Origin of the sequence: Streptomyces herbicida (genome assembly GCF_032656585.1) — a bacterium.
GTDB lineage: Bacteria > Actinomycetota > Actinomycetes > Streptomycetales > Streptomycetaceae > Streptomyces > Streptomyces herbicida.
The window spans coordinates 736,968-759,519 of record NZ_JAUYWJ010000001.1 but is presented as its reverse complement, the minus strand read 5'-3'; the positions used below and the strand labels follow the sequence as shown (position 1 = coordinate 759,519).

Genomic DNA, 22,552 nt, shown 5'->3' with positions numbered 1-22,552 from the left:
ACGACCGGCGGCGTCGCTCTCGGTGAACATCACAAGGGTGCGCGCCGCACACCAGTCGGCGTGCGGCGCGCGTTCGCCATGCGGCTCGGGTGTCTCAGAAGCCCGCGGGCTCCGTGTACACCCCCCACTCGTCCCGCAGCACCCCGCAGATCTCGCCCAGGGTGGCCTCGGCGCGTACGGCGTCCAGCATGGGCTCGATCATGTTGGAGCCGTCGCGCGCCGCGGCGAGCATCGCGTCCAGGGCCGTACGGACGCGGGCCTCGTCGCGGGCGGTCCTGCGCGCGCCCAGCGCCCGGACCTGCTCCCGCTCCACCTCGTGACTGACCCGCAGGATCTCCAGGTCCCCGGTGACGGAGCCGGTGTTGACGTTGACGCCGACGACCTTCTTGTCGCCCTTCTCCAGGGACTGCTGGTAGCGGAACGCGGACTCCGCGATCTCGCCGGTGAACCAGCCGTCCTCGATCCCGCGCAGGATGCCGGAGGTGATCGGACCGATCGGGTGCCGCCCGTCGGGGTGGGCGCGCAGCCCGCGCTCCTTGATCTGGTCGAAGATCTTCTCCGCGTCGGCCTCGATCCGGTCCGTCAGCTGCTCGACGTACCAGGAACCGCCCAGCGGGTCGGCCACGTTGGCGACCCCGGTCTCCTCCATCAGCACCTGCTGGGTGCGCAGGGCGATCTCCGCGGCCTGTTCGCTCGGCAGCGCGAGGGTCTCGTCCAGGGCGTTGGTGTGCAGCGAGTTGGTCCCGCCGAGCACCGCCGCGAGCGCCTCCACGGCCGTGCGCACCACGTTGTTGTACGGCTGCTGGGCGGTCAGCGAGACACCGGCGGTCTGGGTGTGGAAGCGCAGCCACTGGGCCTTGTCGCTCTTCGCCCCGTACACGTCCCGCATCCAGCGGGCCCAGATCCGGCGCGCCGCCCGGAACTTGGCGATCTCCTCGAAGAAGTCGACGTGGGCGTCGAAGAAGAAGGACAGGCCGGGCGCGAAGACGTCCACGTCCAGGCCGCGCGAGAGGCCCAGCTCCACGTACCCGAAGCCGTCGGCGAGCGTGTAGGCCAGCTCCTGCGCGGCCGTCGCCCCGGCCTCGCGGATGTGGTAGCCGGAGACGGACAGCGGCTTGTAGGCGGGGATGCCGGCCGCGCAGTGCTCCATCAGGTCGCCGATCAGCCGCAGATGGGGCTCGGGCTGGAAGAGCCACTCCTTCTGGGCGATGTACTCCTTGAAGATGTCGGTCTGCAGCGTGCCGTTGAGGACGGACGGGTCGACGCCCTGGCGCTCGGCCGCGACCAGGTACATGCAGAAGACGGGGACCGCCGGTCCGCTGATCGTCATCGACGTCGTGACATCACCCAGCGGGATGTCCTTGAACAGGACCTCCATGTCCGCCGCCGAGTCGATCGCCACTCCACAGTGCCCGACCTCGCCCAGCGAGCGCGGGTCGTCGGAGTCGCGTCCCATGAGCGTGGGCATGTCGAACGCCACGGACAGACCGCCGCCGCCGGCGGCCAGGATCATCTTGTACCGCTCATTGGTCTGCTCGGCGTTGCCGAACCCGGCGAACTGGCGGATGGTCCAGGTGCGGCCGCGGTAGCCGGTCGGGTACAGCCCGCGGGTGAAGGGGTACTCCCCGGGCCAGCCGATCCGCTCGAAGCCCTCGTAGGTGTCCCCGGGTCGGGGTCCGTAGACCGGCTCCACGGGGTCTCCGGAGAGCGTGGTGAAGTCGGCATCGCGCTTGCGCGCGGCGTCGTACCGGGCCTGCCAGCGTGTGCGGCCCTCATCGATGGCGTCAGCGTCCATACCATCGAATTTACTAGGACGTCCTAGTAAATGTCGATGGCAAACCGCCGCGCGGTACTCGCGCGGCGGTGGAGCCTACGCTTCGGCGACGGCCGGGACCTGGTCGGCGACCTTGGTCTCCAGCTCGCGGCTGACCTTCCGCTCGACGAAGAACGCGGCGGTCGGGATGGTGCCCGCGAGGAGCACCCACAGCTGCTTGCCGACCGGCCACTTCGCCTTGGAGCCCAGGTCGAAGGCGAAGACGAGGTACACGACGTACAGCCAGCCGTGGGCGATGGCCACGACCCGGGTGAAGTCCGCCGCGCCGTCGACGTCCAGCCCGTACTTGGCGATCATGCTCAGGCACAGCAGCACGAGCAGCACACCGGTGACATAGGCCAGGACGCGGTAGCGGGTCAGCACGCTTTTCTTCATGCCGATGAGCGTAACCGCCCGTTCCGGGAGATCTTGTCCCGGGTCACTGCTCGTCGAAGTCGTGTGCCGCGACCCGCAGCGGCCGCAGCATCGCGAAGATCTCCCCGCACTCCTCCGTGTCGTACACCCCGAGCCCGAAGTCCATCGCCATCAGGTCCCGGGTGGCCGCCTCCACCACCTCGCGGCCCTTCTCCGTGATGACGGCGAGCGTGCCGCGCCCGTCGTTGGGGTTGGGCCGCTTGGCCACCAGACCCGACTTCACCAGCCGGTCCACGGTGTTCGTCACGGAGGTGGGATGCACCATGAGCCGCTCACCGATCTTCGACATCGGCAGCTCGCCGGCCTTGGAGAAGGTGAGCAGCACCAGCGCCTCGTAGCGCGCGAAGGTCAGTCCATACGGCTTCACCACCGCGTCGACCTCGCCGAGCAGGATCTGGTGCGCACGCATGATCGAGGTGATCGCGGCCATCGACGGCACGTTTCCCCAGCGCTGCTTCCAGAGATCGTCGGCACGGGCGATGGGGTCGAAGGGAAGGCTGAGAGGCTTCGGCACGGCACCGACCCTACCGGCCGGTCATTTCGGGTTCAGCTCTGTCTCGGCTTTCGGTCGCCCGGAGCCCCGGTACGCCGGACCGCGGCCGCCAGCGCACAGCAGGACAGCGCGCCCAGCGCTCCGGCGCCCGCGACGGTCGCGGTCACGCCGACGGCCTCGGCCGCCGCGCCCGCCAGGGCCATGCCCACGCCCTGGATCGTCATCAGCCCCGCGCTGAGCACCGTCATGGCCCGCCCGCGCAGCTCCGGTGGCACGTCCCGGACGAACCACTGGTCCAGGCCCAGGGTGTACGCGGATCCGGCGCCGGAGAGCAGCAGCAGGAGAAGCGAGACCGGCAGCCCGGGGTGCAGGGCGTAGCCGAGGTAGGGCAGCAGCGTCAGGCAGACCAGCGGCAGCGCGATCCGCTCGCGGGCCACGGGCCGCAGCCGGGAACCCGCGAACACCTCGCCCGCGATCGTCCCCACGGGCAGGGCGCACATCAGCAGGCCGAGTCCGGCGGATCCCGCCCCGAGCTCATCGGCGTACGGGGCGGCCAGCGCCTCCGGCGCCACCGAGAACATGGGCGGCACCCAGGACAGGAGCAGCAGGACCAGGACCCGCCGGTCGGCGAACACCTGCCGGGCGCCCCGGGGGTTCCCGGCCTCCCTGGCCCGGGCGGGCCGCCGCCGGGTGCCGAGGCGCAGCAGCGCGGCCGAGGCCAGAAAGGTGCCCACGGTGATCAGCAGCGCGTGCCGCGGCGCCACGACGGTGAGCAGCAGCCCGCCCAGCCCGTATCCGACCAGCAGCGAGCTCTGCGCGACGATCCGCAGCAGGGAGCGGCCCAGCACGAACAGGTCACCGTCGCCGAGGATGTCCGCGAGGGTCGCCATGCGCGTCCCCGCGAACACCGGCGAGACGACCGCGAGAGCGCAGCGCAGCGCGAGCAGGACGGCGATGTGCGCCCCCGGCAGCGCCATCAGCGCGACGCACCCCGCACACGCCAGGTCGCACACCACCAGCACCCGCCGGGCCGGGAATCGGTCGGCGACGCCTGAGAGCAGGGTGCCGCCGACGAGGTACGGCAGAAAGCCGAGCGCGAAGGCGAGCGCGCTCATCAGCGGCGAGCCGGTGAGGTCGTACACGAGCACGGACAGCGCGATCTCGCTGACGATCACGCCGAGCATGGACAGCGTGTGGGCGGCGAAGACGGCCCGGAACTCGGGCACGGCGAAGACACGGACATAGCCGGCGGGCTGGGCCACCGGTTTCTGTTGCACGGCTGACATGGACGGCAGCGTGCAGGCGTCGAGGGCTCGGCCCCCAGAGATTCGGCGTGGTCCGAATCCTCAGAGCTCAGCTCCCGGTCCGCACCTGCCAGGTCTCCTGGTCGGAGATGTACAGCGAGACGCGCTGCTCGAACCAGGCGGAGGCCGCCGGCAGGTCGCGGATCAGCGCCGGGATCTCCGGATCGAACCGCAGCAGGGTCAGGGTCTTCCAGCCGTGCGGGATCTCGTCGAACACCCGGCCGAACTGCTGGGTCACCGCGACGACGGTGACCGTGACCCAGGCGACGTCGCTCTCGTCGGCACGCCGGAAGCAGCAGTCGTAGCGTCGTCCCACCGGTACGTCCGCATAGTTGTACGAGAGGAAGAGGGCTTCCTCGTTGGCGGACCGCTCGGGGAGCTCATGTCCGAGGGCGGCGAGGGCTCTGTCGTCGGCACGGCTCTCGACGAGGAGAATGCGTTCCGCCGGCGGGGTGTCCTCTTCGGTTCTCATGTCGCCATTCTGGGGAGGTGCATCGTGCCGTCGCGGCTGTATTTCGAGGACGGGGACTTCCTCAGGTGCCGGTTCGCGGTGTCACCGCTGTGGGAGACGCAGGACGCGGTGCGCACGCTCAAGCGCCCGGACCGGCACGGCTACCACGCGCCCTGGCTGCGCCGGATCCGCCGGGCGGCCGCCGGGCTCGACCTGACCCCGCTGTGGCTGCTGATGCCGCGCCGCGGCCACTCCCCCGACTGGCTCGGGCCGCCCCCGCTCGGTCCCGCGGCCACCTTCGAGGAGGAGATCGCGGCCGTGCGCACGGCCGATCCGGAGGCGGCGCGTGCGGACACGGCCCGCTCGCTCGCGGACACCCCCGGCGCGCTGGAGTCGCCGCAGGGCCGGGCCTGGCTGGCCGACCCGGAGCGGATGGTGCGGGAGCTGGCGGACGCGATGGAACAGGCCTGGCACGTCCTCGTCGAACCGGACTGGCCCCGGCTGCGCGCCCTGCTCGACGCCGATGTCGCCTTCCACTCCCGGCGGCTGGCCGAGGTCGGCCTGGGCGGCCTGCTGCCGGAGCTCAGCCGGCGCTTCGGCTGGCACGCCGGAACGCTGACCGTCGAGTCGGCGGGCGAGTACGAGCGGCACCTCGGCGGGCAGGGCCTGGTGCTGATGCCGAGCGTGTTCAGCTGGCCGGACGTGGTCACCGGCTTCGAACCGCCCTGGCAGCCCGCCCTGGTCTATCCGGCCCGCGGTATCGGCGGGCTGTGGTCCGAGCCCGCGGACCGCGCCCCGGACACACTGGTACGGCTGCTGGGACGTGGCCGGGCCGCCGTGCTGACGGCTCTGGACGAACCGTCGACCACCACCGCCCTCGCCCACCGCCTGGGGCTCGCCGCGTCCTCGGTGTCCACGCATCTGACGGTGCTTCGGGACTCGGGCCTTCTCACCTCGCGGCGCTATGGGCACCAGGTGCTGTACGAGCGGACGCCGCTGGGGATCATGCTGGCGTCCGGCGAGTAGGGCGCCCCACCGGGGGCCGTCAGCGGCGGCTGGTGCGGCGCAGATGGTGGCGGACCGCGCGCTGGGCGACAGGGCCCAGTTCCTCCAGGGCGGCCACGAGGGCGCCGAGTTGCTCCAGGGCGTCGAGGGCGGCATGGGCGCCGGTCTCGTCCACGCCCTCGTACAGCTCGATGCCGACGAACGAGGCGGCGAGGGCACGCGCCAGGCCCGCCGGGTCGGTGAACTCGCCGAAGGGGGTGTCGGCGAGCACCCGCGTCAGCACCTTCTGGATCTCGGTGATCCACAGATCGAGGCCCGCGGCGGTGGCCGGGCGGAGGATCTCGTGGGTCTGGGCACCGGCGAGCAGCTGGCCGAGAAGGGCCACATGGCCCCCCGCCCGCTCCTGCTCGTGTATCTCGCGGCCGACGGCGAGGAGTTCGGACAGGGAGGTGACGGCGGCGAGGCGGCTGCGGTACCGGGCCACCGCCTTCTCTGCGCCGTAGCGGCAGGCGGCGGCGAGAAGTTCGTCCACGGATCCGAAGTGGTAGAAGACGAGCGCCTGATTGACTCCGGCGGCCGCGGCGACCGTACGGGCCGACGTCTTGGCGATGCCCTGTTCGGTGAGCGTCCGCAGCGCGCCCTCCAGGAGTTTGGTCTTGGTCTCCTGGGACTTCACCGTCTCCGGGCTCATGCGCGGGACTCCTCGCGGACCGGGCGCAGACCGGGTCGCACGCCGCAGGTCCGTATGTTCGTGTAGGACGCCGTGAAGGAACCCTCGTAGCCGAAGAGCGGGCCGAAGTACTTGTTCACCACCCGCACGCGGATGCGGAAGCGGCCCGCCGCGTCGTCGTAGGACTCCCGCACCTCGGCCGTGGCGCCGATGAGTTCGGGCACGCGGACGTCGACCGCGCCCTCCCGGAAGCGGTGCTCGCCGGAGCGGATGACCAGGGAGCCGTCGGGCTCGGCCCGGAAGTGCAGCTCGCTGGCGAGGTGCTGGTGGGTGCCCAGGTAGTCGAGGATGCGGTCCCCCTTGGGGCTCAGCACCATCTGGGCGTCGAAGCGGCGGGAGCGTCCGGGCAGGTCGAAGGTGCGCACGAACGTCACCGTCTCACGCCCGAAGGTGTCCGCGTAGGGCACATTCTCGATCTTGAAAGGAATGTTCCTGCCCTCGCGCGGGACCAGGATGTTGCGGGTGGTGCCGAGGGCCAGGAACGGCTTCACGAAGGCCCCGCCGTGCCAGATGCGGTCCATCACGCCCCGGCCGGTGCAGGCCTCGCCGCTCGCCAGGCCCACTGAGAACCGGCGCCGCAGCTGCGGGTGGAGACGGTCGAAGTCGGGGCCCATGACGGTGCGGAACATCGAGCTCATGACGGGTTCTCCAGGGTGCGCAGCAGTCGGGGCGCGCGCACGCGCGAGGGCGGGGTGCGCAGGCAGCGGCGGGCGGCCGGGGTGCCGGAGCGGGGTGCCATGAAGAGGGCCAGGGAGATCGCGACGAGGAGGAGGAGCGGGCACAGGAAGGCCACGGCGGGCGCGAGCGCTCCGAGCAGGCCGACCAGGGAGCCGAGGCCGAGGCCGGCGCAGCCGACGGTGAGCACGAGCGCGCGGACGGCAAGTTCGGCGAGCCAGTTCAGCAGCGCCCGCTCGGGAGTGATCCCGCGCTCCAGCCACAGCCGCAGCCGGTCGAAGGACCAAGCGGTCGCCCAGCCCATCAGCGGACGCAGCAGCACCCGGTCCGCGAGTGCCCCGAAGGCGCCCCAGCGGGGGCGGTAGTCGTACCCGGTGAGGAAGCGGACGCCGTCGGCGTCGGGGACGTAGCGCCAGTAGCCGCTGCCCTCTGCGATCAGCGAGAGCGGGTGCGGGGAGGTGAAGCGCAGGGCGGAGGTGCGGGTGCCGTCGGGGCGCTCCTTCTCGCCGGCGGAGACTCCGGTGCCGGAGACGGTGAGGAAGGGCAGGAGGCGCGTCGCGTACCGGAAGCGCTGCGGCTCGTCCTCCGCGCGCGGGAGATGGTCGATCTCGGTGAACCGGAGGTCCCAGCGCTGGTGCCGTGCGGGGTCCTGGGTACGGACCCACAGCTCCTCGAGGTCGGCGCGTATGCGCGCCTCGATATAGAGCGCCTTGCTCGCCATTCGGTGTCCCCCATGTCAGCCGGGTTTTTGAGCGACCGCTCAAACGATCTGACCAGGAAGGTACACCTCTTTGAGCGATCGCTCAAAGAGGGGGTGCGAGAAAACCCCGACCCTCGGGACCGGGGCTCTTCCGCTGGAACTGGGCCGGGTCAGCCGGCCAGATGACGCTCGACCGTCTCCACCTTGGAGGTGAGGCCGTCGGTCACACCGGGACGGATGTCGGCCTTGAGGACGAGCGACACGCGCGGCGCGCGCTCCTCCACGGCGGCGACGGCACGCTTCACCACGGCCATGACCTCGTCCCACTCCCCCTCGACGGAGGTGAACATGGCGTCCGTGCGGTTGGGCAGCCCCGACTCGCGGACGACACGCACGGCGTCGGCGACGTACTCCCCCACGTCCTCGCCGACCCCCAGGGGCGTCACGGAGAAGGCGACGATCATGCGTTCACGATCCCTTCCTTGCGGGCGCGGGCGGCGATGACCGCGTTCTCGGCCTCGCGGCGGAGCCTGCGCTCGGCGACGAAGCCGCCGCCGGGGATGATCGAGTACGCGAAGTAGAGGGCGGCCGTCTTCCGGTCCCACTTGGCGCGCTTCAAGGCGTCCAGCCAGAAGATCACGTACAGGATGAACAGCACACCGTGGATCGGTCCGAGCCACCGGGCGACGTCGACGCTCGAGGTCACCGTGTACTTGATGACCGTGCAGGTGGCGAGCACGATCCAGGAGATGCCCTCCGGTACGGAGACCAGTCGCAGGCGGCGGATGGCGGTGGCGGTCTTGATGTCCACGGATCACCTTCGGTGGGAGGGGAGGTCGGCGGTTCGTGCGGTGTCGTTTGTGAACGCAAGCACAAACGTTCGCCCATTGTGGCAAACGCCCCACCGGTCCCGGGGAGAGGGGTCTGTCCGTCATCGGCCGTCCGCCGCTACCTTCGCTGCGTGGCGATGTTCCGACTTCAAGGAAGCAAGGTGCTCGCCGTCGACATGACCGGGGATGCCGTGAAGGCGAAGAACGGCTCGATGGTCGCGTACGACGGGCAGATGGCCTTCAAAAAGCTGAGCGGCGGCGGTGAGGGACTCCGGGGGATGGTGACCCGGCGGCTCACCGGTGAGCAGATGACCGTGATGGAGGTGAAGGGGCACGGGACCTGTTGGTTCGCGGACCGTGCGTCCGAGATCAACCTCGTGAATCTCCAGGGGGACAAGCTGTACGTGGAGTCGAGCAATCTGCTCGCGACCGACGCCGGGCTGCGCACCGGCACGACCTTCACCGGACCGCGGGGGGCCTCGCAGGGCAACGGGCTGTTCACGACCACGGTCGAGGGGCACGGGCAGGCGGCCATCACCTCCGACGGGCCGGCCGTCGTGCTGCGGGTCAGTTCCCAGTACCCGCTGATCGTCGACCCGGGGGCCTACATCGCCCACCAGGGGAACGTGCGGCAGTCCTTCCAGTCCGGTGTGACGTTCCGCACGTTCTTCGGCGAGGGCGGCGGCGAGGCCTTCCAGATCCGGTTCGAGGGGGACGGCCTGGTGTACGTGCAGCCGAGCGAGCGGAACACGATCGCGGGGGACGTGTGAGATGGCCCTTCGGGAGATCAATTCCAAAATGGTCGAGGCCACGGTGCTGCCCGGCCAGCGGCTGTTCAGTCAGCGCGGGGCCATGCTCGCCTACAAGGGCGACGTCTCCTTCACCCCCAACATCCAGGGCGGCCAGGGCGGGATCATGTCGATGCTCGGCCGCCGGGTGGCGGGCGAGGCCACCCCGCTGATGACCGTCGAGGGCAGCGGCACCGTCTTCTTCGGGCACGGCGGCCACCACGTCCAGGTCATCAACCTCTCCGGCGACACCCTCTACGTCGAGGCCGACCGGCTGCTGGCCTTCGAGGGCACGCTCCAGCAGGGGACGATGTTCATGGGCTCGCAGGGCGGGGTCATGGGGATGGTCCGGGGCCAGGTGACGGGACAGGGGCTGTTCACCACCACCCTCAAGGGGCACGGGGCCGTCGCCGTGATGGCGCACGGAGGCGTGTTCGAGCTTCCCATCACTCCACAGCGCCCGGTACATGTCGATCCGCAGGCCTACGTCGCCCACCACGGCGATGTGCGCAACAAGCTGTCGACCGCGCTGGGCTGGCGCGACATGGTGGGGCGCGGCTCCGGCGAGGCGTTCCAGCTGGAGCTGAGCGGAAGCGGCACGGTGTACGTCCAGGCCTCGGAGGAGAAGCTGTGACCACGTATCCGGGGGGCGGGGCGGCCGGCCCCGTGATCCACGACCCCATGACGCTGCCCGTCGACGACAACGTCAACAAGTACACGTTCTGCGTGGAGCTCAAGAGCGGGCAGTGGTTCCTGCAGAAGGGGAAGATGATCGCCTACTACGGGGCGATCGAGTTCAACGGCATCGGGCACGGTCGACTCGACCGACTTGTCCGTACGGCGTTCCATTCGCCTCTGCACGCGAGCGACTGGGTCGTGGCGGAGGGATCGGGCAAGATGCTCCTCGCCGACCGGGCCTTCGACGTGAATTCGTATGACTTGGACGACGGCAACCTGACCATTCGCTCGGGCAACCTGCTCGCTTTTCAGCCAAGTCTTGCGCTCAAACAGTCGATCGTGCCGGGTTTTCTGACCCTTATCGGAACCGGCAAGTTCGTGGCTGCATCTAACGGCCCGGTGGTGTTCATGGAACCTCCGATCCGGGTGGACCCCCAGGCACTGGTCGGGTGGGCCGACTGCCCCTCGCCGTGCCACCACTACGACCACGGTTACCTGACCGGCGTAATGGGCGGTCTACGTGCAATGACGGGCCTCGGCGGGGCCTCCGGGGAGGAGCACCAGTTCGAGTTCGTGGGGGCGGGTACCGTCCTGCTCCAGTCGACCGAAACCCTCATGGCCGAGCAGGTCACGGGAGCGGTTCCGCACGAGCCCGGCGTACCCGGTGGCGGCGGGGTACCCGGAGGTCACGGACAGCCTCCGGGCACACCGCGCCTTCCCGGACAGCTGGGGGACCTCCAGCGTCGCTTCGGGCTGTGAGCGGTAGTCTGCGGAGTGTGACGTCGAACGCGTGCGCACTGTCACACCACCCTCGCTAGTTCATCTTTCAACTTCTTAGGTAGACTTCATTCATGGAGACCGAGACGGCCACGCACTGGCTGACCGATGCGGAGCAGTGCGCCTGGCGCACCCACCTGGAGGTCAACAGGCTGTTGACGTACCAGCTCGAAAAGGATCTGCAGCCGTTCGGCCTGACAATGAACGACTACGAGATCCTGGTGAATCTGTCCGAGTCGGAGGACGTACGGATGCGGATGAGCGACCTCGCGTCCGCCACCCTCCAGTCCAAGAGTCGTCTCTCGCACCAGATCACGCGCATGGAGAACGCGAACCTCGTACGGCGCGAGAACTGCGAGTCCGACCGCCGCGGGCTCTACGCGGTGCTCACCGAGCACGGCATGGAGACGATGCAGAAGGTGGCGCCGCATCATGTGGCGTCCGTGCGGAGACATTTCATCGATCTGCTGTCGCCGGACGCGCTGGCGGAGCTGGACAAGGCACTGAAGCCGATTGCCGAGCATCTGCGGGGGCAGCGGGGGCGTCCCTGACGGCAGTCCGAGCCGAGCGACAGCCGGCGGCAGGCGGGGGGGTTCAGGTCCCGTCTGCCGTTTGCTGTCCGGCGTTGACGCCGGTACGGGTGGGCGCGGCTGGGCGGCAGGCCGGCGCCGTCACCACGGCCGCCACGCCCGCCAGCGCGAAGCACCCCCAGAGCGGAACTCGGCCGATCAGCAGGCCGGCCGTCACCGAGCCGGTCGAACCACCCGCGTTCACCGCCGCGTTCACCCACGCTCCCGCCCGTGTCCGGGTCGCTTCCTCCGCCGTCTCCTCCGCGAGGAGGTACGCCGTCGTCAGGGTCGGGGCGACGAAGGCGCCCGCGCAGGTCATGGCCGCGGCGAGGGTCCACGGCCCTGGGGCGAGGCCCGCCAGGGAGAGGGTCACGCCCGCGCCCGCCATGAGCCACGGCAGGCGTTCCCGCGCCGGGGCCCGCCAGGCCATCGCCCCGTTCAGCAGGCCGCCCGCCGCGCTGCCCGCGGAGAGGGCTCCGAGGATCCAGGGGACCACGGCGTCGTCGTACGACCGCTGCCGCGCGAAGGCCGTCACCAGCAGCTCCACACCGCTCAGGGCGAGGCCGAGGCCCGCCGCCGCGGCCACCGGTTGAAGCAGTCCCGGTGGGAGTCCGCGCCCCCGGCGTACGCCCCCCGGCTTCGGGCGCCCCGTGCCGCGCACCGCCGGTGATGTCACGAACGCGCAGGTCCCGGTCACCATCAGCGCGGCGCTGAGCAGCAGCCCCATGGGCGGCGGGCCGAAGCGCAGAAGGACGCCGACCAGGGCCGGCCCGGAGACGAACAGCAGTTCCTCCGCCACGCCGTCCAGGCTGTAGGCGCGCTGCAGAAGCCGCCGGTCACCGACCAGTTCGGCCCACACCGCGCGCATGGTGGGACCGAGCGGGGGCGCGCAGGCGCCGGTGAGGGCGGTGACCGCGGCGAGCGGCGCCGCGGGTGTTCCGGGACGCCAGGTCAGGGCCGCCAGGGCGCAGAGCAGGGCGCTGTGGGCCACAGCCATGGGCAGCAGGGCGCGGCGCGGGCCGTGGCGGTCGACGAGGGCCGCCCGCACGGGCATCAGCAGGACGGCCGAGGCGCCGAAGACGGCCATCACGGCGCCGGAAGCGGCGTACGAGCCGGTCGCCCGGGTCACCGACAGCAGCACGGACAGCGCGACCGTGCCGTAGGAGAGGCGGGCCGCCAGGGCGGCGGCGAAGGTGCGGCGCGCGTGCGGGACGCGCAGGACGGCGGCGTACGAGGGCCGCCGTGAGGTGGGGGCGGGGCATGGCGAAGCGGGCGCGGACATGCGTGCGGTTCCTCGGGAGGAGACGTAGCGGGGACACCTGATCGCCTCGACGACCGGCGGTCGTCGGGGCGTGGTGTGCGCTCTACGCCAAGGAGAGGAACATGCGGATCAAATTAGCAGCCGCGCCTCGGGGTTGGCGACCATCAGCCCGCCGTCAGGCTTGCCACCAGTTCGTCCGCCGCACGGTACGGGTCCAGCTCCCCCGCCACGATGCGCTCCGCCAGCGCACCGAGGTGGCGGTCGCCGTGCAGGTCGCCGATGCGCTCCCGCAGGGCCGTGACCGCGATCGTCTCGACCTCGCGGGACGCGCGGGCCAGCCGGCGCTCGGCCAGGACGCCCCGCTCCTCCATCCACGCTCGGTGCTTCTCCAAGGCCTCCACGACCTCGTCGATGCCCTCGGCCCGGGCGGCGACCGTCTTGACGATCGGCGGGCGCCAGTCGCCGGGGCCGCGGGACTCGCCCAGACCGAGCATGTGGTTCAGTTCGCGGGCCGTGGCGTCGGCGCCGTCGCGGTCGGCCTTGTTGACCACGTACACATCGCCGATCTCCAGGATTCCGGCTTTGGCCGCCTGGATGCCGTCGCCCATGCCCGGGGCGAGGAGGACCACGGAGGTGTCGGCCTGGGAGGCGATCTCCACCTCCGACTGACCCACGCCGACCGTCTCGACCAGGATCACGTCGCAGCCCGCCGCGTCCAGGACGCGGATCGCCTGCGGCGCCGCCCAGGCCAGACCGCCCAGATGGCCGCGGGTGGCCATGGAGCGGATGTAGACGCCGGGGTCGGAGGCGTGCTCCGACATACGGACGCGGTCACCGAGCAGGGCACCGCCCGAGAAGGGGGACGACGGGTCGACGGCCAGGACGCCGACCCGTTTGCCCTGTTTGCGGTACGCGGTCACCAGCGCCGAGGTGGATGTCGACTTGCCGACGCCCGGGGAGCCGGTGAGACCGACCACATAGGCGTTGCCGGTCAGCGGCGCGAGCGTCGCCATGACCTCCCTGAGCTGCGGGGACGCCCCCTCCACCAGGGAGATCAGCCGGGCCACGGCCCGCGGCCGGCCTTCCCTGGCCTGGGCCACCAGAGAGGAGACGTCCTGCATCACAGCTCCGTTCGCTTACGAGACGTACCGCTTGCTTGTCGTACGGGGACTCAGGCCTTGGGTACCCGGACGATCAGCGCATCACCCTGACCGCCGCCACCGCACAGCGCGGCCGCGCCGACCCCGCCGCCGCGGCGCTTGAGCTCCAGCGCCAGGTGCAGCACGAGACGGGCACCGGACATGCCGATCGGGTGGCCCAGAGCGATGGCGCCGCCATTGACGTTCACCATTTCGGTGGAAACGCCGAGGTCCTTCATTGACTGGACCGCGACCGCGGCGAACGCCTCGTTGATCTCGATGAGGTCCAGGTCGGAGACCTCGAGGCCCTCCTTCTTGAGGGCGTGCAGGATGGCGTTGGAGGGCTGGGACTGGAGCGAGTTGTCCGGGCCGGCCACATTGCCGTGGGCGCCGATCTCCGCGATCCACTCCAGGCCGAGCTCCTGGGCCTTGGCCTTGCTCATCACGACCACGGCCGCCGCACCGTCCGAGATCTGCGAGGAGGTGCCGGCGGTGATCGTGCCGTCCCGGGTGAACGCCGGGCGCAGCTTGCCCAGGGACTCCGCGGTCGTGTCGCCGCGGATGCCCTCGTCCTTGCTGAAGAGGACCGGGTCGCCCTTGCGCTGCGGGATCTCGACCGGGGTGATCTCGGCCTCGAAGATGCCGTTCTTCTGGGCGGCGGCGGCACGCTGGTGGGACAGGGCGGCGATCTCGTCCTGCTCGGGGCGCTGGATACCCAGGCGGGTGTTGTGCTTCTCCGTGGACTCGCCCATGGCGATTCCCTCGAAGGAGTCGGTCAGACCGTCGTACGCCATGGCGTCGAGCATCTCGACCGCGCCGTACTTGAAGCCCTCGCGGGACTTCGGCAGCAGGTGCGGCGCGTTGGTCATGGACTCCTGGCCGCCCGCGACCACGATGTCGAACTCACCGGCGCGGATCAGCTGGTCGGCGAGGGCGATCGCGTCGAGGCCGGACAGACACACCTTGTTGACGGTGAGCGCCGGGACGTTCATCGGGATGCCGGCCTTGACCGCGGCCTGGCGCGCCGGGATCTGCCCCGCCCCGGCCTGGAGCACCTGGCCCATGATCACGTACTGCACCTGGTCGCCGCCGATTCCCGCACGGTCGAGGGCGGCCTTGATCGCGAAACCGCCGAGGTCGGCCCCGCTGAATGACTTGAGCGAGCCGAGCAGCCGCCCCATCGGGGTGCGGGCACCCGCGACGATGACCGATGTCGAGCTGTTCGTTCCTGACATGAGGTGCGATCCCCTTCCAGCTGCACAAAGCTGAGGAGTGAACGAGGGTTTACTTCGAATGTACTGAGCGGTACTGCACCCCGTCATCGGGCCGTCGGTGTGATCGCGCGCACGTTGCGTAACCACCTCCGGAGCGCTGCACTGAATCCATGCTGACGCGAATCGACCACATCGGGATCGCCTGTCATGACCTCGACGCAACCGTCGAGTTCTACCGGGCCACGTACGGCTTCGAGGTTTTCCACTCCGAGGTCAATGAGGAGCAGGGCGTACGCGAGGCCATGCTCAAGATCAACGATACGTCCGACGGCGGGGCCTCGTACCTCCAGCTGCTCGAGCCGACCCGTGAGGACTCCACGGTCGCGAAGTGGCTGGCGAAGAACGGCGAGGGTGTCCACCACATCGCCTTCGGTACGGCGGATGTCGACGCCGACGCCGCGGACATCCGCGAGAAGGGCGTACGCGTTCTGTACGAGGAGCCACGGCGCGGCTCCATGGGGTCGCGGATCACCTTCCTGCATCCCAAGGATTGCCACGGTGTACTGACAGAACTGGTCACTTCGGCGCCTGTTGAGTCACCTGAGCACTGACCCTCGTACATAGGGGCCGGTAGGGTTGGGGGCGGTCGTCGCCACAACGCGGGCGGCCGCATGCCGGGGTCCGGGTTTCGGGGGGCGAGCGTCGGGCAGCAGAGCCCGTGCTCCGCCGTTGATCTGACACCATTCCCCGGGGGCCCCGTTCGGCGGATGGACGGAGCTCGTTTGGACAGGCCTGCTACCAGGGGACGGATGGGACCGCGCAGTGCGGGGCTACGAGAGCCAGGAGCGAGAGCCGGCGGCTGACGTCGACCACCTCTCTCGGTTCGAGGCCGAGATGAAGCGGCTGAAGACCGAGCGGGAAAAGGCGATCCAGCACGCCGAGGACCTCGGCTACCAGGTCGAGGTGCTGCGCGCCAAGCTGCACGAGGCGCGGCGCACCATCATGTCCCGGCCCGCTTTCGACGGCGGTGACATCGGCTATCAGGCCGAGCAGCTGCTGCGGAACGCGCAGATGCAGGCCGACCAGCTGCGCATGGACGCCGAGCGCGAGCTGAGCCAGGCCCGCGCCCAGACCCAGCGCATCCTCCAGGAGCACGCCGAGCAGGCCGCCCGCCTGCAGGCCGAGCTGCACGCCGAGGCCGTGTCCCGCCGCCAGCAGCTGGACCAGGAGCTGGCCGAGCGCCGGCAGACCGTCGAGTCCCACGTCAACGAGAACGTGGCCTGGGCGGAGCAGCTGCGGGCCCGTACGGAGGCCCAGGCCCGACGGCTGCTCGAGGAGTCCCGTGCCGAGGCCGAGCAGGCCATGGTGGCCGCCCGTGCCGAGGCCGAGCGGCTGACCAACGAGGCCCGGCAGCGGCTGTCGAGCGACGCCGAGTCGGCGCGCGCGGAGGCCGAGCAGCTGCTGCGCCGGGCCCGGACCGACGCCGAGCGCCTGCTGAACGCCGCGTCCACGCAGGCGCAGGAGGCCACCGATCACGCCGAGCAGCTGCGCAGCTCCACCGCGACGGAGTCGGACACCGCCCGGCGCCAGGCGACCGAGCTGAGCCGCGCCGCCGAGCAGCGCATCGCGGCGGCCGACGAGGCGCTGCGCAAGGCACAGTCCGAGGCCGAGAAGCTGGTCACCGAGGCCAAGGAGGCCGCCGCCAAGGCGCTGACCGCCGCCGAGTCGGCGAACGAGCAGCGCACCCGTACGGCGAAGGAACAGGTCGCCCGGCTGGTCAGCGAGGCCACGAAGGAGGCCGAGTCCACCAAGGCGGACGCCGAGCAGATCGTCGCGGACGCCCGCGCCGAGGCGGAGAAGATCCTCGCCGAGGCCGGCGAGAAGGCCCGCAGCGTCACCGCCGAGGAGACCGCCTCCCAGCTGGGCAAGGCCGCGAAGACCGCCGAGGACGTCCTCAACAAGGCCTCGGAGGAGGCCCGGAAGACCACCAAGGCGGCCGGCGAGGAGGCCGAGCGGATCCGTCGTGAGGCGGAGGCCGAGGCGGACCGGCTGCGCGCCGAGGCGCACGACCTCGCCGAGCAGCTCAAGGGCGCGGCGAAGGACGACACCAAGGAGTACCGCGCCAAGACGGTCGAGCTGCAGGAGGAGGCGCGCCGGCTGCGCGGCGAGGCCGAGCAGCTGCGTGCCGACGCGGTCGCCGAGGGCGAGAGCATCCGTGCCGAGGCCCGGCGCGAGGCCGTCCAGCAGATCGAGGAGGCGGCCAAGTCCGCCGAGGAGCTGCTGGCCAAGGCGAAGGCCGACGCGGACGAGCTGCGGCAGAGCGCCACGACGGACAGCGAGAAGGTCCGTACGGAGGCCATCGAGCGCGCCACCACGCTGCGTCGGCAGGCCGAGGAGACACTGGAGCGCACCCGCAAGGAGGCCGAGCGGCACCGCGCGGAGGTCCTCGAGCAGACCGAGGCGCTCAAGGAGGACGCCGAGCGGGCCGCGCGCGAGCTGCGCGAGGAGACCGAGCGCGCGGTGGACGCCCGGCGCGCGGAGGCCGCCGACGAGCTGACCCGGCTGCACACCGAGGCCGAGGACCGGCTCACCTCCGCCGAGCAGGCGCTGTCCGACGCCCGTGACGAGGCCGCCCGCATCCGCCGGGAGGCGGCCGAGGAGACCGAGCGGCTGCGCGCGGAGGCCGCCGAGCGCATCCGTACGCTCCAGCAGCAGGCGGAGGCCGAGGCCGAGAGGCTGCGCACCGAGGCGGCTGCGGACGCGTCCGCGTCCCGCGCGGAGGGCGAGAACGTCGCCGTGCGCCTGCGCTCGGAGGCCGCGGCCGAGGCCGAGCGGCTGAAGTCGGAGGCCCAGGACACCGCCGACCGGGTACGGGCGGAGGCACAGGCCGCCGCCGAGCGCCTCGGCACCGAGGCGTCCGAGACGCTGGCCGCCGCTCAGGAGGAAGCCGTCCGGCGCCGCCGCGAGGCCGAGGAGCTCCTCGGCTCCGCCCGGCAGGAGGCCGACCAGGAGCGCGAGCGGGCCCGCGAGCAGAGCGAGGAACTGCTGGCCTCCGCACGCAACCGCGTGGAGGAGGCGCAGGCCGAGGCCGTCCGGCTGGTCGAGGAGGCCGACCGGCGCGCCACCGAGATGGTGTCGGCGGCCGAGCAGCACGCCCAGCAGGTGCGGGACTCCGTCTCCGGGCTGCACGAGCAGGCGCAGGAGGAGATCACCGGCCTGCGCTCCGCCGCCGAGCACGCGGCGGACCGTACCCGCCGGGAGGCCGAGGAGGAGGCGGACCGCGTCCGCGCCGACGCCTACGCCGAGCGGGAGCGGGCCAGCGAGGACGCGACCCGCGTCCGGCGCGAGGCGAACGAGGAGTCGGAGGCGGCCAAGGCGCTCGCCGAGCGCACGATGGCGGAGGCCATCGCCGAGTCCGAGCGGCTGCGTTCGGAGGCGGCGTCGCACGCCCAGCGAGTGCGGACCGAGGCGTCCGACACCATCGCCCAGGCGGACCAGGACGCGACCCGTACCCGGGCCGACGCCCGCGACGACGCCAACCGCATCCGCTCGGACGCGGCGACGCAGGCGGACACCCTTATCACCGAGGCGCGTTCCGAGGCGGAGCGGCTCCAGACGGAGACGGTCGCGGAGGCCGACCGGGTCCGGGCGGAGGCCATCGCCAAGGCCGAGAAGCTGATCACGGACGCCACCGGGGACGCGGAGCGGCTGCGCGCCGAGGCCGCCGAGACGGTCGGCTCCGCGCAGCAGCACGCCGAGCGGATCCGGGGCGAGTCCGAGCGGCTCAGGGCGGACGCGGAGGCGGCGGCCGAGCGGCTGGTCTCTTCCGCGCGCGAGGAGGCCCAGCGGACGCTGGACGAGGCCCGCAAGGAGGCCAACAAGCGGCGCTCCGAGGCGGCCGAGCAGGTCGACAAGCTCATCACGGAGACCACGGCCGAGGCCGACAAGCTGCTCACCGAGGCGCAGCAGCAGGCGCTGCAGACCACCGCGGACGCCGAGTCGCAGGCGGACACGATGGTCGGCGCGGCCCGCAGCGAGGCGGAGCGCCTCGTCTCCGAGGCGACGGTCGAGGGCAACGGGATGGTGGAGAAGGCCCGTACGGACGCGGACGAGCTGCTCGTCGGCGCCCGCCGGGACGCCACCGCCATCAGGGAGCGCGCGGAGGAGCTGCGCGACCGCATCACCACCGAGATCGAGAAGCTGCACGAGCGGGCCCGCCGCGAGGCCGCCGAGACCATGAAGTCCACCGGCGACCGCTGTGACGCGCTGATCAAGTCCGCCGAGGAGCAGCACGCCAAGGCTCAGGCGAAGGCCAAGGAGATCGTGTCGGAGGCCAACTCCGAGGCGGGCAAGGTCCGGATCGCCGCCGTGAAGAAGGCCGAGACCCTGCTCAAGGAGGCCGAGCAGAAGAAGGCCACGCTCGTCCGGGAGGCCGAGGAGCTCAAGGCCGAGGCGATCCGCGAGGCCAAGAAGACGGTCGAGGAGGGCAAGCGTGAGCTGGAGATCCTGGTGCGCCGCCGCGAGGACATCAACGCGGAGATCTCCCGTGTCCAGACCGTGCTCGAGGCGTTGACGTCATTCGAGGCGCCGGGCGCGGGCAAGGACGGCGGCGTCAAGGCGGGAGCATCCATCGGAACGCCTCGTTCGGGTGGCAAGTCTTCGGATGACTAGCCAAACCGGTCGATTCCGTTGCCTTCTGGGGCCTTTGTCCGACTCGTTGGCAAGCGCTGCGCGGGTTGACCACTCAAAAGAGGTGTCATTCTCCAGATCAAACACGTATCCGCTCGATGACACACCGCTTCGGCCCCTAGGATTCCACCTATCACCTCACCGGTCTCATTCGACAGGAACCCCATGAGCGACACTTCCCCCTACGGCTTCGAGCTAGTGCGGCGTGGGTACGACCGCGCTCAGGTGGACGAACGGATCTCCAAGCTCGTCTCCGACCGTGACAGCGCTCTCGCCCGCATCACCGCTCTGGAAAAGCGCATCGAGGAGCTCCACCTCGAGACACAGAACGCCCAGGCCCAGGTGACCGACGCCGAGCCGTCGTACGCCGGTCTCGGTGCGCGTGTCGAGAAGATCCTCCGCCTCGCCGAGGAGGAGGCCAAGGATCTGCGCGACGAGGCCCGGCGCGCGGCCGAGCAGCACCGCGAACTCGCCGAGTCGGCGTCGCAGCAGGTCCGCAATGACGCAGAGTCGTTCGCCGCGGAGCGCAAGGCCAAGGCCGAGGACGAGGGCGTCCGGATCGTCGAGAAGGCCAAGAGTGACGCCTCGCAGCTGCGCGCCGAGGCCCAGAAGGACGCACAGTCGAAGCGCGAGGAGGCCGACGCCCTCTTCGAGGAGACCCGCGCCAAGGCCGCGCAGGCCGCCGCCGACTTCGAGACGAACCTGGCCAAGCGCCGCGAGCAGTCCGAGCGCGACCTGGCCTCCCGTCAGGCCAAGGCCGAGAAGCGTCTCGCCGAGATCGAGCACCGCGCCGAGCAGCTGCGTCTGGAGGCGGAGAAGCTGCGCACCGACGCCGAGCGCCGTGCCCGCCAGACGGTCGAGACGGCCCAGCGCCAGGCCGAGGACATCGTCGCCGACGCCAACGCCAAGGCCGACCGCATCCGCTCGGAATCCGAGCGCGAGCTGGCCGCTCTCACCAACCGCCGCGACTCCATCAACGCCCAGCTGACGAACGTGCGCGAGATGCTCGCCACGCTCACGGGCGCCGCGGTGGCCGCCGCCGGCTCCCCGGCCGAGGACGAGCCGATCTCCCGGGGTGTTCCGGCCCAGCAGTCCCGGTAACACCAGGCCTGCGCCGACAGAACAGAACGAGGCCCCCCGCCGCTCCGGTGGCAGGGGGCTTCGTCCCGTCTTAGCGTGTCCGCATGATCGAGCTGGCGGGGCTGACCAAGCGGTACGGCGAGAAGGTCGCGGTCAACAATCTGACCTTCGCCGTGCGGCCGGGCATCGTCACGGGGTTTCTCGGGCCCAACGGCGCCGGAAAGTCCACGACCATGCGGATGATCCTCGGACTCGACCACCCCACCGCGGGCGACGTCCATATCGACGGCAAGCACTACGACCAGCTGAAGGACCCGCTGACGTACATCGGGGCGCTGCTCGAGGCGAAGGGGGTGCACGGCGGGCGGAGCGCGTTCAACCATCTGCTGTGCCTGGCGCAGAGCAACGGGATCCCGAAGAGCCGGGTGCACGAGGTGCTGGACACCGTGGGGCTCACGGCGGTGGCGCGGAAGAAGGCCAAGGGGTTCTCGCTGGGCATGGGACAGCGGCTCGGCATCGCGGCGGCACTGCTCGGCGACCCCCGGATCCTGATGTTCGACGAGCCGGTCAACGGGCTCGACCCCGAGGGTATCCACTGGATCCGCAACCTGATGAAATCGCTGGCCGCGCAGGGCCGGACGGTGTTCGTCTCCAGCCACCTCATGAGCGAGATGGCGCTGACCGCCGACCACCTCGTCGTCATCGGTCAGGGACGGCTGCTCGCCGACACCTCCATGGCCGACTTCATCCGGCAGAACTCGCGGGCGTACGTCCGGATCCGCACCCCGCAGCGCGAGCGGCTGCTCGATGTGCTGCACGAGGGCGGGATCACCGTGGTCGAGTCCGGCAGCGGGGCGCTGGAGGTGGACGGCGGCAAGGCCGAGCAGATCGGTGAGCTGTGCGCGCGGGGCGGGATCGTGCTGCACGAGCTGAGCCCGCAGCAGGCCTCCCTCGAGGAGGCGTTCATGCAGCTGACGGCGGAGTCGGTGGAGTACCACGCACACGCAGACACCGCCCCCGTCCAGCAGGACTGGGGCGCCGACTGGAAGGGGGCCTGAGCCGTGGTGGTCGCACAGGTCGTCCGGTCCGAGTGGACGAAGATCCGGTCCGTAGCGTCCACCGTGTGGACGCTGTCCCTCGCCGTGGTCGTCACCGTCGCCCTCGGCATGCTGATCTCGGCGCTGTCGAGGAGCCAGTTCGACAGGATGCCGGTCCGGGAGCGGCTCTCCTTCGACCCCACCTACGTCAGCTTCGCGGGCATGACGCTCGGGCAGCTGGCGATGATCGTGTTCGGGGTGCTCGTCGTGTCGAACGAGTACAGCACCGGCATGATCCGCACCTCGCTGGCCGCCGTACCGCAGCGCGGCTCCTTCCTGTTCAGCAAGATCGCGGTGGCCACCGGGCTCGCCCTGGCCGTCGGCATGGTCACCAGCTTCGCCGCCTTCTTCCTCGGGCAGGCGATGCTCGGCTCCCACCGGACGGACCTCGGCGACCCCGGGGTGCTGCGGGCGGTCCTGGGCGGCGGGTTCTACATGACCCTCATCGCGATGTTCTCGATGGGTGTCGCCTCGATGCTGCGCTCGCCGATGCTGTCGCTCGGCATCCTGATGCCGTTCTTCTTCCTGATCTCCAACATCCTCGGCAACGTCGACGCGACCAAGAAGATCGGCCGGTTCCTGCCGGACCAGGCCGGCAGCCGGATCATGCAGGTGGTCCCCCGGGTCGACGACGACACCCCCTACGGCCCCTGGGGCGGTCTCGGGATCATGGTGCTGTGGGTGGTCGCCGCGATCGCGGGTGGTTACGCGCTGCTGAAGAAGCGCGACGCCTGACGTTTTACTTCCCCTTGGGCGGAACCGTCAGCGCCCGGATATCCTCCTAACCCTTACGGGGGCGTGTGCCCCGCTGTCCTGAACCTTTC

The 22,552-nt window shown here is 70.9% G+C and carries 23 protein-coding genes; 10 read left to right on the top strand and 13 right to left on the bottom strand.

Annotated features, from left to right (window positions below):
• Nucleotides 1-94: 94 nt before the first annotated feature.
• The 5 genes from Q8A52_RS03525 to Q8A52_RS03505 form a co-directional block, all read right to left on the bottom strand.
• The gene (locus Q8A52_RS03525; RefSeq protein ID WP_316748639.1) at nt 95-1,795 is read right to left on the bottom strand and encodes an acyl-CoA mutase large subunit family protein; all 1,701 of its coding nucleotides are present in this window, start codon (nt 1,793-1,795) and stop codon (nt 95-97) included.
• A gap of 75 nt (nt 1,796-1,870) precedes the next feature.
• Nucleotides 1,871-2,209, bottom strand: coding sequence for a DUF3817 domain-containing protein (locus Q8A52_RS03520; protein ID WP_316748637.1), 339 nt, complete (start codon nt 2,207-2,209; stop codon nt 1,871-1,873).
• Between the two features lie 43 nt (nt 2,210-2,252).
• Nucleotides 2,253-2,762, bottom strand: coding sequence for a MarR family winged helix-turn-helix transcriptional regulator (locus Q8A52_RS03515; protein WP_316748634.1), 510 nt, complete (start codon nt 2,760-2,762; stop codon nt 2,253-2,255).
• Nucleotides 2,763-2,794: 32 nt separating this feature from the next.
• Nucleotides 2,795-4,027 carry an MFS transporter gene (locus tag Q8A52_RS03510; RefSeq protein WP_316748631.1) on the bottom strand — a complete coding sequence of 411 codons (1,233 nt, stop codon included), beginning with the start codon at nt 4,025-4,027 and terminating at the stop codon, nt 2,795-2,797.
• A gap of 67 nt (nt 4,028-4,094) precedes the next feature.
• On the bottom strand, nt 4,095-4,517 hold the full coding sequence (locus Q8A52_RS03505; RefSeq protein ID WP_316748629.1) for a hypothetical protein: 423 nt from the start codon (nt 4,515-4,517) through the stop codon (nt 4,095-4,097).
• A 24-nt stretch (nt 4,518-4,541) separates the two neighbouring features.
• Between Q8A52_RS03505 and Q8A52_RS03500 the strand changes: the two genes are divergently transcribed.
• Nucleotides 4,542-5,522, top strand: coding sequence for an ArsR/SmtB family transcription factor (locus Q8A52_RS03500; protein WP_316748627.1), 981 nt, complete (start codon nt 4,542-4,544; stop codon nt 5,520-5,522).
• Between the two features lie 19 nt (nt 5,523-5,541).
• Here Q8A52_RS03500 and Q8A52_RS03495 read toward each other — a convergent pair whose 3' ends face one another.
• From Q8A52_RS03495 to Q8A52_RS03475, 5 genes are all read right to left on the bottom strand, one after another.
• Nucleotides 5,542-6,192, bottom strand: coding sequence for a TetR/AcrR family transcriptional regulator (locus Q8A52_RS03495; protein WP_316748625.1), 651 nt, complete (start codon nt 6,190-6,192; stop codon nt 5,542-5,544).
• A complete protein-coding gene (locus Q8A52_RS03490) occupies nt 6,189-6,869 on the bottom strand; it encodes a DUF4166 domain-containing protein (RefSeq protein WP_316748623.1) in 681 nt (226 codons plus the stop codon). Before Q8A52_RS03490 ends, Q8A52_RS03495 begins: the two co-directional genes overlap by 4 nt.
• Complete coding sequence (locus Q8A52_RS03485; protein WP_316748621.1) at nt 6,866-7,627, bottom strand: hypothetical protein; 762 nt, start codon at nt 7,625-7,627, stop codon at nt 6,866-6,868. The genes Q8A52_RS03490 and Q8A52_RS03485 overlap by 4 nt, the downstream gene beginning before the upstream one ends.
• Nucleotides 7,628-7,776: 149 nt before the next feature.
• Entirely contained in the window at nt 7,777-8,070 is a 294-nt protein-coding gene (locus tag Q8A52_RS03480; protein WP_316748618.1) for an MTH1187 family thiamine-binding protein, read from the bottom strand.
• Nucleotides 8,067-8,417 carry a DUF3817 domain-containing protein gene (locus Q8A52_RS03475; RefSeq protein ID WP_316748616.1) on the bottom strand — a complete coding sequence of 117 codons (351 nt, stop codon included), beginning with the start codon at nt 8,415-8,417 and terminating at the stop codon, nt 8,067-8,069. The genes Q8A52_RS03480 and Q8A52_RS03475 overlap by 4 nt, the downstream gene beginning before the upstream one ends.
• 156 nt (nt 8,418-8,573) lie before the next feature.
• On the opposite strand from Q8A52_RS03475, the gene Q8A52_RS03470 reads away from it, so the two are divergent.
• The 4 genes from Q8A52_RS03470 (at nt 8,574) to Q8A52_RS03455 (ending at nt 11,230) form a co-directional block, all read left to right on the top strand.
• Nucleotides 8,574-9,206 carry an AIM24 family protein gene (locus Q8A52_RS03470; RefSeq protein WP_316748768.1) on the top strand — a complete coding sequence of 211 codons (633 nt, stop codon included), beginning with the start codon at nt 8,574-8,576 and terminating at the stop codon, nt 9,204-9,206.
• A 1-nt stretch (nt 9,207) separates the two neighbouring features.
• A complete protein-coding gene (locus tag Q8A52_RS03465; RefSeq protein WP_316748615.1) occupies nt 9,208-9,858 on the top strand; it encodes an AIM24 family protein in 651 nt (216 codons plus the stop codon).
• Between the two features lie 47 nt (nt 9,859-9,905).
• Nucleotides 9,906-10,661, top strand: coding sequence for an AIM24 family protein (locus Q8A52_RS03460; RefSeq protein WP_316748766.1), 756 nt, complete (start codon nt 9,906-9,908; stop codon nt 10,659-10,661).
• Nucleotides 10,662-10,753: 92 nt separating this feature from the next.
• Nucleotides 10,754-11,230: a MarR family winged helix-turn-helix transcriptional regulator gene (locus tag Q8A52_RS03455; protein WP_316748613.1), complete on the top strand. Its 477-nt coding sequence runs from the start codon at nt 10,754-10,756 to the stop codon at nt 11,228-11,230.
• 43 nt (nt 11,231-11,273) lie between these two features.
• On the opposite strand, the gene Q8A52_RS03450 is transcribed toward Q8A52_RS03455, so the two are convergent.
• The 3 genes from Q8A52_RS03450 to Q8A52_RS03440 form a co-directional block, all read right to left on the bottom strand.
• Nucleotides 11,274-12,530, bottom strand: a complete 1,257-nt coding sequence (locus Q8A52_RS03450; protein ID WP_316748611.1) for an MFS transporter — start codon at nt 12,528-12,530, stop codon at nt 11,274-11,276.
• Between the two features lie 143 nt (nt 12,531-12,673).
• A complete protein-coding gene (meaB, locus tag Q8A52_RS03445) occupies nt 12,674-13,630 on the bottom strand; it encodes a methylmalonyl Co-A mutase-associated GTPase MeaB (protein ID WP_316748609.1) in 957 nt (318 codons plus the stop codon).
• A gap of 50 nt (nt 13,631-13,680) precedes the next feature.
• Complete coding sequence (locus Q8A52_RS03440; RefSeq protein WP_316748607.1) at nt 13,681-14,883, bottom strand: acetyl-CoA C-acetyltransferase; 1,203 nt, start codon at nt 14,881-14,883, stop codon at nt 13,681-13,683.
• A gap of 149 nt (nt 14,884-15,032) precedes the next feature.
• Here Q8A52_RS03440 and mce point away from each other — a divergent pair, with 149 nt between their 5' ends.
• The 5 genes from mce to Q8A52_RS03415 all read left to right on the top strand — a co-directional run bounded on the left by mce (nt 15,033) and on the right by Q8A52_RS03415 (nt 22,463).
• Entirely contained in the window at nt 15,033-15,473 is a 441-nt protein-coding gene (gene mce / locus Q8A52_RS03435) for a methylmalonyl-CoA epimerase (protein ID WP_316748605.1), read from the top strand.
• A 211-nt stretch (nt 15,474-15,684) separates the two neighbouring features.
• Nucleotides 15,685-19,533 (top strand): polarized growth protein Scy, encoded by a 3,849-nt coding sequence (gene scy, locus Q8A52_RS03430; RefSeq protein ID WP_316748603.1) that lies wholly within the window; start codon nt 15,685-15,687, stop codon nt 19,531-19,533.
• Between the two features lie 183 nt (nt 19,534-19,716).
• Entirely contained in the window at nt 19,717-20,652 is a 936-nt protein-coding gene (locus tag Q8A52_RS03425; protein ID WP_316748601.1) for a coiled-coil domain-containing protein, read from the top strand.
• Nucleotides 20,653-20,735: 83 nt separating this feature from the next.
• Nucleotides 20,736-21,689: an ABC transporter ATP-binding protein gene (locus tag Q8A52_RS03420; RefSeq protein ID WP_316748599.1), complete on the top strand. Its 954-nt coding sequence runs from the start codon at nt 20,736-20,738 to the stop codon at nt 21,687-21,689.
• Nucleotides 21,690-21,692: 3 nt separating this feature from the next.
• Nucleotides 21,693-22,463: an ABC transporter permease gene (locus tag Q8A52_RS03415; protein WP_316748597.1), complete on the top strand. Its 771-nt coding sequence runs from the start codon at nt 21,693-21,695 to the stop codon at nt 22,461-22,463.
• The last annotated feature ends 89 nt before the right edge of the window (nt 22,464-22,552 follow it).

Bases quoted from the DNA above. Each gene is read 5' to 3' on its own strand.
- Q8A52_RS03465 (WP_316748615.1), top strand. From the start codon at position 9,208: ATGGCCCTTCGGGAGATCAATTCCAAAATGGTCGAGGCCACGGTGCTG.
- Q8A52_RS03470 (WP_316748768.1), top strand. From the start codon at position 8,574: ATGTTCCGACTTCAAGGAAGCAAGGTGCTCGCCGTCGACATGACCGGG.
- Q8A52_RS03520 (WP_316748637.1), bottom strand. From the start codon at position 2,209: ATGAAGAAAAGCGTGCTGACCCGCTACCGCGTCCTGGCCTATGTCACC.
- Q8A52_RS03495 (WP_316748625.1), bottom strand. From the start codon at position 6,192: ATGAGCCCGGAGACGGTGAAGTCCCAGGAGACCAAGACCAAACTCCTG.
- Q8A52_RS03505 (WP_316748629.1), bottom strand. From the start codon at position 4,517: ATGAGAACCGAAGAGGACACCCCGCCGGCGGAACGCATTCTCCTCGTC.
- Q8A52_RS03425 (WP_316748601.1), top strand. From the start codon at position 19,717: ATGAGCGACACTTCCCCCTACGGCTTCGAGCTAGTGCGGCGTGGGTAC.
- Q8A52_RS03490 (WP_316748623.1), bottom strand. From the start codon at position 6,869: ATGAGCTCGATGTTCCGCACCGTCATGGGCCCCGACTTCGACCGTCTC.
- mce (WP_316748605.1), top strand. From the start codon at position 15,033: ATGCTGACGCGAATCGACCACATCGGGATCGCCTGTCATGACCTCGAC.
- Q8A52_RS03450 (WP_316748611.1), bottom strand. From the start codon at position 12,530: ATGTCCGCGCCCGCTTCGCCATGCCCCGCCCCCACCTCACGGCGGCCC.
- Q8A52_RS03455 (WP_316748613.1), top strand. From the start codon at position 10,754: ATGGAGACCGAGACGGCCACGCACTGGCTGACCGATGCGGAGCAGTGC.
- Q8A52_RS03420 (WP_316748599.1), top strand. From the start codon at position 20,736: ATGATCGAGCTGGCGGGGCTGACCAAGCGGTACGGCGAGAAGGTCGCG.
- Q8A52_RS03460 (WP_316748766.1), top strand. From the start codon at position 9,906: ATGACGCTGCCCGTCGACGACAACGTCAACAAGTACACGTTCTGCGTG.
- meaB (WP_316748609.1), bottom strand. From the start codon at position 13,630: ATGCAGGACGTCTCCTCTCTGGTGGCCCAGGCCAGGGAAGGCCGGCCG.
- Q8A52_RS03525 (WP_316748639.1), bottom strand. From the start codon at position 1,795: ATGGACGCTGACGCCATCGATGAGGGCCGCACACGCTGGCAGGCCCGG.
- Q8A52_RS03485 (WP_316748621.1), bottom strand. From the start codon at position 7,627: ATGGCGAGCAAGGCGCTCTATATCGAGGCGCGCATACGCGCCGACCTC.
- Q8A52_RS03510 (WP_316748631.1), bottom strand. From the start codon at position 4,027: ATGTCAGCCGTGCAACAGAAACCGGTGGCCCAGCCCGCCGGCTATGTC.
- Q8A52_RS03480 (WP_316748618.1), bottom strand. From the start codon at position 8,070: ATGATCGTCGCCTTCTCCGTGACGCCCCTGGGGGTCGGCGAGGACGTG.
- Q8A52_RS03440 (WP_316748607.1), bottom strand. From the start codon at position 14,883: ATGTCAGGAACGAACAGCTCGACATCGGTCATCGTCGCGGGTGCCCGC.